General features: G+C 66.0%; 10 protein-coding genes and 1 pseudogene. 7 read left to right on the top strand and 4 right to left on the bottom strand.

Annotated elements, in window-relative coordinates; all coding sequences use genetic code 11:
• From QZY06_RS13070 to QZY06_RS13050, 5 genes and pseudogenes are all read left to right on the top strand, one after another.
• Positions 1-315 (top strand): annotated as a pseudogene (locus tag QZY06_RS13070) (hypothetical protein); the annotation flags it as partial.
• Positions 316-417: 102 nt separating this feature from the next.
• Positions 418-1,188: an SDR family oxidoreductase gene (locus tag QZY06_RS13065; protein WP_295685103.1), complete on the top strand. Its 771-nt coding sequence runs from the start codon at positions 418-420 to the stop codon at positions 1,186-1,188.
• Complete coding sequence (locus tag QZY06_RS13060; RefSeq protein WP_022976547.1) at positions 1,188-1,505, top strand: hypothetical protein; 318 nt, start codon at positions 1,188-1,190, stop codon at positions 1,503-1,505. The genes QZY06_RS13065 and QZY06_RS13060 overlap by 1 nt, the downstream gene beginning before the upstream one ends.
• A gap of 108 nt (positions 1,506-1,613) precedes the next feature.
• Complete coding sequence (argS, locus tag QZY06_RS13055; RefSeq protein ID WP_295685099.1) at positions 1,614-3,293, top strand: arginine--tRNA ligase; 1,680 nt, start codon at positions 1,614-1,616, stop codon at positions 3,291-3,293.
• Entirely contained in the window at positions 3,293-4,000 is a 708-nt protein-coding gene (locus QZY06_RS13050) for an SPOR domain-containing protein (protein WP_295685096.1), read from the top strand. Before argS ends, QZY06_RS13050 begins: the two co-directional genes overlap by 1 nt.
• A 62-nt stretch (positions 4,001-4,062) precedes the next feature.
• Here QZY06_RS13050 and QZY06_RS13045 read toward each other — a convergent pair whose 3' ends face one another.
• Complete coding sequence (locus QZY06_RS13045) at positions 4,063-4,818, bottom strand: SDR family oxidoreductase (protein ID WP_295685093.1); 756 nt, start codon at positions 4,816-4,818, stop codon at positions 4,063-4,065.
• A 101-nt stretch (positions 4,819-4,919) separates the two neighbouring features.
• On the opposite strand from QZY06_RS13045, the gene QZY06_RS13040 reads away from it, so the two are divergent.
• On the top strand, positions 4,920-5,714 hold the full coding sequence (locus tag QZY06_RS13040; protein ID WP_295685090.1) for an undecaprenyl-diphosphate phosphatase: 795 nt from the start codon (positions 4,920-4,922) through the stop codon (positions 5,712-5,714).
• A gap of 1 nt (position 5,715) precedes the next feature.
• On the opposite strand, the gene QZY06_RS13035 is transcribed toward QZY06_RS13040, so the two are convergent.
• Entirely contained in the window at positions 5,716-6,612 is an 897-nt protein-coding gene (locus tag QZY06_RS13035; RefSeq protein ID WP_295685087.1) for a hypothetical protein, read from the bottom strand.
• Positions 6,613-6,759: 147 nt separating this feature from the next.
• On the opposite strand from QZY06_RS13035, the gene QZY06_RS13030 reads away from it, so the two are divergent.
• Entirely contained in the window at positions 6,760-7,497 is a 738-nt protein-coding gene (locus QZY06_RS13030; RefSeq protein ID WP_295685084.1) for a type 1 glutamine amidotransferase, read from the top strand.
• Between the two features lie 39 nt (positions 7,498-7,536).
• Here the strand turns inward: QZY06_RS13030 and hemP are convergent, their stop codons facing one another.
• Positions 7,537-7,773 (bottom strand): hemin uptake protein HemP, encoded by a 237-nt coding sequence (hemP, locus tag QZY06_RS13025; RefSeq protein WP_295685081.1) that lies wholly within the window; start codon positions 7,771-7,773, stop codon positions 7,537-7,539.
• 81 nt (positions 7,774-7,854) lie between these two features.
• Positions 7,855-8,007: TMEM165/GDT1 family protein (locus QZY06_RS22235; RefSeq protein WP_367275641.1), on the bottom strand; the 153-nt coding region annotated here is incomplete at its 5' end.

Below are 8,007 nucleotides of genomic sequence, written 5' to 3'. Positions count from 1 at the left end.
GTCCTTCAGCAACGCTACAGCGGCGACATCAGCGTCTATCCGCGGCAATCGCCCACCCAGCTGATGCGGATGTTCTCGAACCCGTCACCAGCGGCGATCGCCAACTTCATTCGCGATGGCGAGCGCGCCACCTGGCCGAAGCTGGAACGCATCCGCCTGCAGACGCGCATCTCGCGCTCGTTCGAGGACTGCCTGTTCTGGCTCAAGGATCACGGCCTGCGCCGCGCCGTCACCGATGGCCCGCGCAGCCGCAGCCGTGGCGAACGCCTGAAGCTGGCCGCGGTCGACGGCCGCCGCACCGACAACGGTGCCTAGAACCCGAGCCTCGAACGCTGAAGCACGGGTAGCCTTGTCGGCTGGCGTCGACAGCCGCCAGCCCCGACAATCCGCGCCATGTCCGAATCTTCCCGCAACACGATGAAACCCCTCACTGTTCTCGTCACCGGCGCCAGCGCCGGTTTTGGCGCCGCGATCGCCCGCCGCTTCATTGCCGAAGGTCATCGCGTGATCGCCGCCGCGCGCCGCATCGACAAGCTGGCCGCGCTGCGCACCGAACTCGGCGCCGCGCTGCTGCCGGTGGCGCTCGATGTCACTGATCGCCAGGCGATCGAAACCATGGCCGCCAGCCTGCCGCCGGACTGGGCGGCGATCGACGTGCTGGTCAACAACGCCGGACTGGCACTGGGCCTGGAACCGGCGCATCAGGCCAGCCTCGAAGACTGGGAGCGGATGGTCGACACCAACATCAAGGGCCTGATGACCATGACCCGGACCATCCTGCCGGGCATGGTTGCCCGCGGCCGCGGCCACGTGATCAACCTCGGTTCGACCGCTGGCGAATGGCCGTATCCGGGCGGCAACACCTATGGCGCGACCAAGGCCTTCGTCCGCCAGTTCACCCTGAATCTGCGCGCCGATCTGGTCGGCACCGGCGTTCGCGCCACCGACATCGAGCCGGGCCTCTGCGGCGGCACCGAGTTCTCCGCTGTGCGCTTCCACGGGGACCAGGCCAAGGCCGATGCGATGTACGCCGGTACCGAGCCGCTGACCGCCGATGACATTGCCGACGCCGTGTACTGGGTCGCTTCACGTCCGGCGCGGGTCAACATCAACCTGCTGCAGCTGATGCCGGAATGCCAGGCGATCGGGCCGCTGGTGATCAAGCGCAAGACTGTGGGGAGCAACTGATGGGCGCGTTTAAGGATTCCGGCGTCATCGTCATCGGCGAGGACGAGTACCACTGGCAGGTGCGCCACTGGATCGGTGGGCCGGTAAAGGGCGGCGGCGGTGGCTGCGGCGGCCTGTCGGTGACCGTGTCGACCGATCCGGGCAAGCGCCGCGAGTTGCTGGTCGAATTCCCGTTCGTCGAGTTCGGCCACGGCAAGCCGAAATCCGAAGTGCAGTTCGCCAAGCGCCTGCAGGGCTGCATCGAAGCGGCGCTGGAAGAAGGCTGGCGCGCGAACTCGCGCGGCCGGCCGTGGATTCATGAGGCTGATCCGGCCTGAGATCGCTGGTCTCTCTTCTCCGCAAACGGGGAAGGAGAACGACAACAGCCCCGTACAATGCGGCATCCACCTTGAAGCTCGGCCACCCGGCCGTTTGAACGCGTCCCGATGAAATCCCAACTGCAGGACCTGCTGCGCGCCGCACTCGTCACCGTGCTCGATGGCACCACCGTCGCCGCACCGGCCGATATCCTCGTCGAGCCGGCGAAGGACAAGAAGAACGGTGACTTCGCGACCAATCTGGCGCTGACCCTGGCCAAGCCGCTCGGCAAACCGCCGCGTGCGGTGGCGGACGCGATCGTGAGCGCGTTGCCGAAGGGCGGCATCGTCGCCAAGGTCGAGATTGCCGGCCCCGGCTTCATCAATTTCTTCCTCGCGGCTGGCGCGTTGCAGCAGGTGGTGGTCGACATCCTGAACGCCGGCGCAGGCTTCGGCATCGATCGCTCGGGATCGAAAGGCAAGGCAATGGTCGAGTTCGTGTCGGCCAATCCGACCGGCCCGCTGCACGTCGGCCACGGCCGCGGCGCAGCGGTCGGCGACTGCATGGCGCGGGTGCTCGATGCTGCCGGCTGGCAGGTGTCGAAGGAGTTCTATTACAACGATGCCGGCAACCAGATCGCCAACCTTGGCGTGTCGGTGCAGGCGCGCGCCAAGGGCATCAATCCCGGTGACGCCGGCTGGCCGGAAGACGGCTACCGCGGCGACTACATCGCCGATGTCGCGGCCTCGTATCTGGCCGGCGACACCGTCACCGCCGATGACCGCGCGGTGACCGCGAAGGCCGATGCCGACGATCTCGATGCGATCCGCGCGTTCGCCGTCGCCTATCTGCGCCGCGAGCAGGATCTCGATCTGCGCGCCTTCGGTGTGAAGTTCGACGTCTATTACCTGGAGTCCTCGCTGTACACCGAGGGCAAGGTCGACAACACGGTCGCAGCCCTCCAGGCCAGCGGTCACACCTACGAGCAGGACGATGCGCTGTGGCTGCGCACCACCGACTTCGGCGATGACAAGGATCGCGTGATGCGCAAGCGCGAAGGCGGCTACACCTACTTCGTGCCGGACGTCGCCTATCACGTCAGCAAGTGGCAGCGCGGCTTCGTCCGGGTGATCAACGAGCAGGGCGCCGACCATCACGGCACCATCGCCCGGGTGCGTGCCGGGCTGCAGGCGATGAACATCGGAATTCCGAAAGGCTGGCCGGAATACGTGCTGCACCAGATGGTCACCGTGATGCGCGCCGGCGAGGAAGTGAAGCTGTCGAAGCGCGCGGGGTCCTATGTGACCTTGCGCGATCTGATCGAAGAAGCCGGCTGCGACGCTACGCGCTATTTCCTGGTGGCCCGCAAGAGCGATTCGCAGCTGATCTTCGACATCGATCTGGCCCGCGCGCAGACCAACGACAACCCGGTCTATTACATCCAGTACGCGCATGCCCGCGTCTCGGCGGTGTTCCGCCAGTTGGGCGAGCGCGGCCTGAGCTATGACCCGGCGGCCGGCTACACCGCACTCGATCAGCTGGTCGAAGCGGATGCCGTGGCGCTGGTCGCGCTGCTCGGCCGCTTCCCGGAAACAGTGCAGGCTTCGGCGCAGAACCTGGAGCCGCACGTCATCGCCCAGTACCTGCGCGATCTCGCCGCCGCGTTCCACGGCTACTACCACGCAGTGCCGTTCCTGATCGATGACGCAAGCTTGCGCAATGCCCGTCTCGCCTTGGCGCTGGCGACTCAGCAGGTGCTGAAGAACGGTCTGGCGCTGCTCGGCGTCAGCGCCCCGGAGAAGATGTAATGGCCAAGGACTACGCCAAGCCGCGCAATCCGAACGACAACCGCCAGCATCGTGGCGGTCCGGCCAGCCGTCGACCGCCACCGCCGTCGCAGCGTGGCGGTAACGGCGCGCCGCAGATGCCGGGCTGGGTCTGGCTGATCATCGGTCTGGCGATCGGCCTGGTGGTCGCTGCCTTCGCTTACATCGATCGTCCTTCGCATCAGACCGCGATCGGTTCAGCGGCAACGCCCCCTGCTGCGCCGAGCAAGGACGCGAAGAAGACCGACACCGCGGCCGCCGCCAAACCCGGCGAGCCGCGCAAGGAAGATCTGCCGGTGCCGGACAAGGTGCCGCCGCGCTACACCTTCTACAACGAGCTGCCGAAGATCGAAGTAACGATCCCGCGCGAGTACTCGCGGCCGCCGCCGGCCAACAGCAGCAAGCCGGCGCCGGTGCCGCCCGCCGAGGTCAAGAAGGCGCTCGATGCACCGGGCGCGTATCTGGTGCAGGTCGGCGCCTACAAGTCCCGCGAGGAAGCCGACAAGCAGCGCGCCAGCCTGGCGCTGATCGGCTACGAGTCGCGCATCGAACAGGTGACGCTCGATGAGCGCGACACCCGTTTCCGGGTGCGCGTCGGCCCACAACCCGATCTGGCTGCGGCGCAGGCCGTTCTGGCCAAGCTCGAGGGCAGCAACATCAAGGGCTTTCTGGTCAAGATCAAGGACTGACGGGCCTTTTCTCTGCTTGTCATTCCCGCGCAGGCGGGCATGACGAATTTTCCTGAAACGCTCTAGCCCAGCCGCAGCCCGCCATCGACCGGCAGGATCACGCCATTCAGATAACTGGCACCCGGCCCGAGCAGGAAAGCGACGGCGCGGGCGATTTCTTCAGGCTGACCGAGTCGGCCCGCCGGAATCTGCGCCAGCTCTTCAGCCTTCTGAGCAGCGCTCAGCACCGTCGATTCCGCCCACAGGATGTGACCCGGGGCAACGGCGTTGACCCGGACACGCGGCGCCAGTTCGACGGCCAGCGTTTCGGTCAATGACCACAGCGCCGCTTTCGCCGCGTTGTAGGGCGCGAAGCCGGGACGCGCATGGCGGGCCAGGGTGTCGAGGATGTTGACCACCGCCGCCTGCTCGCCGAACAGCGGCAGGCAGGCCTGGATCAACAGCAGCGGCGCCTTGAAGTTCGAACTGATCAGTTCATCGAACAGCGCCGGCGTGATTGCGCCGATCGGCGTGCGCCGATAGCCGGAAGCATTGTTGACCAGCGCATCGAGCCGTCCCCAGCAGGCGTGAGCATCCACCGCGAGCTGAGCCACGGCGGCATCGTCGGCGAGATCGGCGACCCGTACGGCGGCGCTGTCGCCACGCTGAGCGTTCAGCGCGGCAGCCAGCGCGTCCGCTTCAGCACGCGACGTGCGGCAATGGATGACGACATTCATGCCGGCCGCATGCAGGCGTTCGACGATCGCCGCTCCGACACGGCGGGCGCCGCCGGTGACCAGTGCCACGCCTTCGAGCACTTCCTTGTCAGCGTTTTGCATGCTTCGTCCCGTATCCTGTGCCGCCGCAGACCGGCTTTGCGCCGGCCCTGCATTATCGACCATCACTGTCGCCCATCTCTTTCAACTGCCTTCCGCGCCCCGTGAACGATCTGCTGCAAGTCATCCTGCTCGGCATCATCGAAGGCATCACCGAATTCCTGCCGATTTCCTCGACCGGGCATCTGCTGCTCGCCGAACAATTCGGCCTTGGTCATCGCTCGGATCTGTTCAACATCGTCATCCAGGCTGGCGCGATTCTCGCCGTCACTGTGATCTATTGGCGGCGCCTGTGGCAGCTGGCCACCGGGCTCGACGATGCCGACAACCGCGCCTACATCGGCAAGCTGGCGATCGCCTTCCTGATCACCGTGGTGCTCGGCCTGACGGTCAAGAAGCTCGGCTTTTCGCTGCCGGACGAGATCGGACCGATCGCCTGGGCGCTGCTGATCGGCGGCGTCTGGATGCTGGCCGCCGAATGGCAGGCCGGGCGGCGGCCGTCGCAGAACCAGATCCTGTGGACGGCGGCGATCGTCGTCGGCGTGGCGCAGGTCGTTGCCGGCGTGTTTCCCGGCACCTCACGTTCGGCGGCAACGATCTTCGCGGCGATGCTGGTCGGCGGTGCCAATCGCGCGGCGGCCACCGAGTTCGCGTTCCTGGTCGGCATCCCGACCATGTACGCGGCCAGCGCCTACGAGCTGTATGGCGAGTTCAAGCACGGCGGCGAAGGTCACGAGGACTGGACGGCGGTGCTCGTCGGCTTCGTGGTTTCGGCAGTGGTCGCCTTCGTTGCCGTGACCTGGCTGCTGCGCTACATCCAGACCCACCGCTTCACGGTGTTCGCCTGGTATCGCATCGCGCTCGGCCTGGGTCTGCTCGGCTGGCTCGCGCTTCGCTAGCTCACGGCGGCAACAGGATATTCAGCAACGGCGGATGGCTGCCTTCGCCGGAGATGAACACCGAGCGGCCATCGGCAGCGATCGCACCGGCTTCGGCCTGATGCAGCATCGGCGCATCGAGCACTTCGGGCGCGGTGGCGAAGGTTTCCAGCCAGCTCTGCCCTGCACGACGCCGCCAGCGCAGCGTGTCCTTGTAGGTGACGACGACTGCGGTCAGGCCGTCGCGGGAAATATCCAGCGCAGTCGGCTGGCCGAAGAAGGCGCTGCGGCCCGGGTAGCTGACCAGATCGGTCATCGTCGGCCCGGTGATGCTGTGCACTTCACCTAGCCGCTCGGCCACCGCGACGCCGACCGGCGGTTTGCGCTTCGGCAGCGGCAGGCGATACAGGTACTTCGGCTGGCCCCGCTTGCTGAGCAGGATGATGCTGCCATCGGTGGGATCGACAGCCACCGCTTCGCAGTCGCGCGGGCCGTTGTCGTAACGAAAATCCAGCTGCCAGAGCAGCTTCGGCTTGCCGATGCGGCCCGGATCGCTGACCGCATACAAGGTCACCGACTTGCGCTTGGCGTTGTTGTCGCCGGTATCGGCGATCAGCAGCGCCGGCTTGCCCTGCCAATCGAACGCGGCGATGTCTTCCCAATCGATCGCCTGAACCCCGGCGATATGGACGCTGCCGAGATCTTCGCCGTGGATGCCGATGCGGTACAGGTCCGGGCCGGCGCCGCTGTCGTTATGGCCCCAGAGCAGGCCAGGATCGGCATGGGAAACCGTCAGGCCGCTGAGTTCATCGAGCGCCGGGCTGGCAACGCGCGGCGCGTCTGGCTGCGACAGCAGCACGCAGGAATTCAGCATCAAGCTCAGACCGAGCACCAGCCTCGGCAACGCAGAAACAGTCATCGGCGACACAGGTGGCAACAGGTGAACGGCATCATAGCGGCCATGAGTGAAGGCTCCGCGAAGCCGTCACCAACAAAAAGCCCGGCCGGAGCCGGGCGAAGTCGAGAAGAGACGGAACAGAATTAGCAATAGGCTTGCCAACTTCCATTGCCAGGCTATGGTGCCGGCAAGAACCTGATCCTGGAGACGGTGCCGATGCGCGTTCACTGGCTGCAACATGCTGATTTCGAAGGATTGGGCAGCATCGAAGGCTGGCTGGCGGCGCGCCGCCACACGGTCAGCGGCACCCGTCTGCAGCGTGGCGAAACCCTGCCCGAACTGGAGGCGTTCGATGTGCTGATCGTCATGGGCGGGCCGATGAACATCGATCAGTACGCGCTTTATCCCTGGCTGCGCACCGAAAAGGCGCTGATCCGCGCCGCGATCGCACAAGGCCGGCGCGTGCTCGGCATCTGTCTGGGCGCGCAGTTGATCGCCGACGTGCTCGGCGGCCCGGTGACTCGCAATGCTGAACTGGAAATCGGCTGGTTTCCGCTGCAGCTGACGGCGGAAGGACGCGCGCATCCGCTGCTGGCCGGCCTGCCAGCCGAATTCACCAGCTTCCATTGGCATGGCGACACCTACGCACTGCCAGCCGGCGCGACGCGGCTGATCGAAAGCGCCGCCTGCGCACAGCAGGCCTTCGCCTGGGACGGCAGCCGCGTGCTCGGTCTGCAGTTCCATCCGGAAGTGACGCAGGCCGAAGCCGTCGAATGGTTCCGGCACGAATCGGTGACGCCGTCGCGCTATGTGCAGACGGCGGATGTGATTCTCGCCAATCAGGCTGCGTTCACCGCGAACGCCGGCTGGATCGACGCAATCCTCGATCGCTTTCTGGCGGTTTGAAGCGCTTGCGCCGGCTTTACTGCCGGCGCGAGCCAGGCGTCACTTGGTCAGCAGCAGCTTGCCGGCGCGGGTGACCTGCAGGCAGTAGCGTTCGCCGTGATGGACGATCACCAGCCGCCGCGTACGCCCGAACAGGCGCTCGCTGTGGAGTTCGGTTTCGATGCCCGGATCGCCAGACGCGACGCTTGCGGGCATCGAGACTTTCGCCTGGACTTCCATGGGCTGCCGGCTGGCGGCGGACATCGAGCGGGGTGCAGACAGGACAGGTTCGATCATCGTTCGTCTCCTTGTTGAGAACGATTATCATTCTGTTATCAAGATTCGGCAAGCCCCATTTTGACCATCCAGCGGATTAACTCAGAAAGCCGTACTCAGCAGCGCCGCGATACCGAGCGCCGCGAACAGGCCAGCCGCGATGAAGCGGATCAGCTTGAATGACAGCTTCTGGGTCAGCCGCTCGGCGAGCAGCACGGCCGGGGCGTCGGCGATCATCATGCCGAGCGTCGTGCC

It is taken from the genome of uncultured Nevskia sp., from assembly GCF_903885465.1.
Lineage (GTDB): Bacteria > Pseudomonadota > Gammaproteobacteria > Nevskiales > Nevskiaceae > Nevskia.
This window is presented reverse-complemented; position numbering and strand designations above follow the sequence as displayed.

Coding starts and splice junctions, on each gene's coding strand:
- QZY06_RS13065 (WP_295685103.1), top strand. CDS start 418: ATGAAACCCCTCACTGTTCTCGTCACCGGCGCCAGCGCCGGTTTTGGC.
- QZY06_RS13060 (WP_022976547.1), top strand. CDS start 1,188: ATGGGCGCGTTTAAGGATTCCGGCGTCATCGTCATCGGCGAGGACGAG.
- argS (WP_295685099.1), top strand. CDS start 1,614: ATGAAATCCCAACTGCAGGACCTGCTGCGCGCCGCACTCGTCACCGTG.
- QZY06_RS13050 (WP_295685096.1), top strand. CDS start 3,293: ATGGCCAAGGACTACGCCAAGCCGCGCAATCCGAACGACAACCGCCAG.
- QZY06_RS13045 (WP_295685093.1), bottom strand. CDS start 4,818: ATGCAAAACGCTGACAAGGAAGTGCTCGAAGGCGTGGCACTGGTCACC.
- QZY06_RS13035 (WP_295685087.1), bottom strand. CDS start 6,612: ATGACTGTTTCTGCGTTGCCGAGGCTGGTGCTCGGTCTGAGCTTGATG.
- hemP (WP_295685081.1), bottom strand. CDS start 7,773: ATGATCGAACCTGTCCTGTCTGCACCCCGCTCGATGTCCGCCGCCAGC.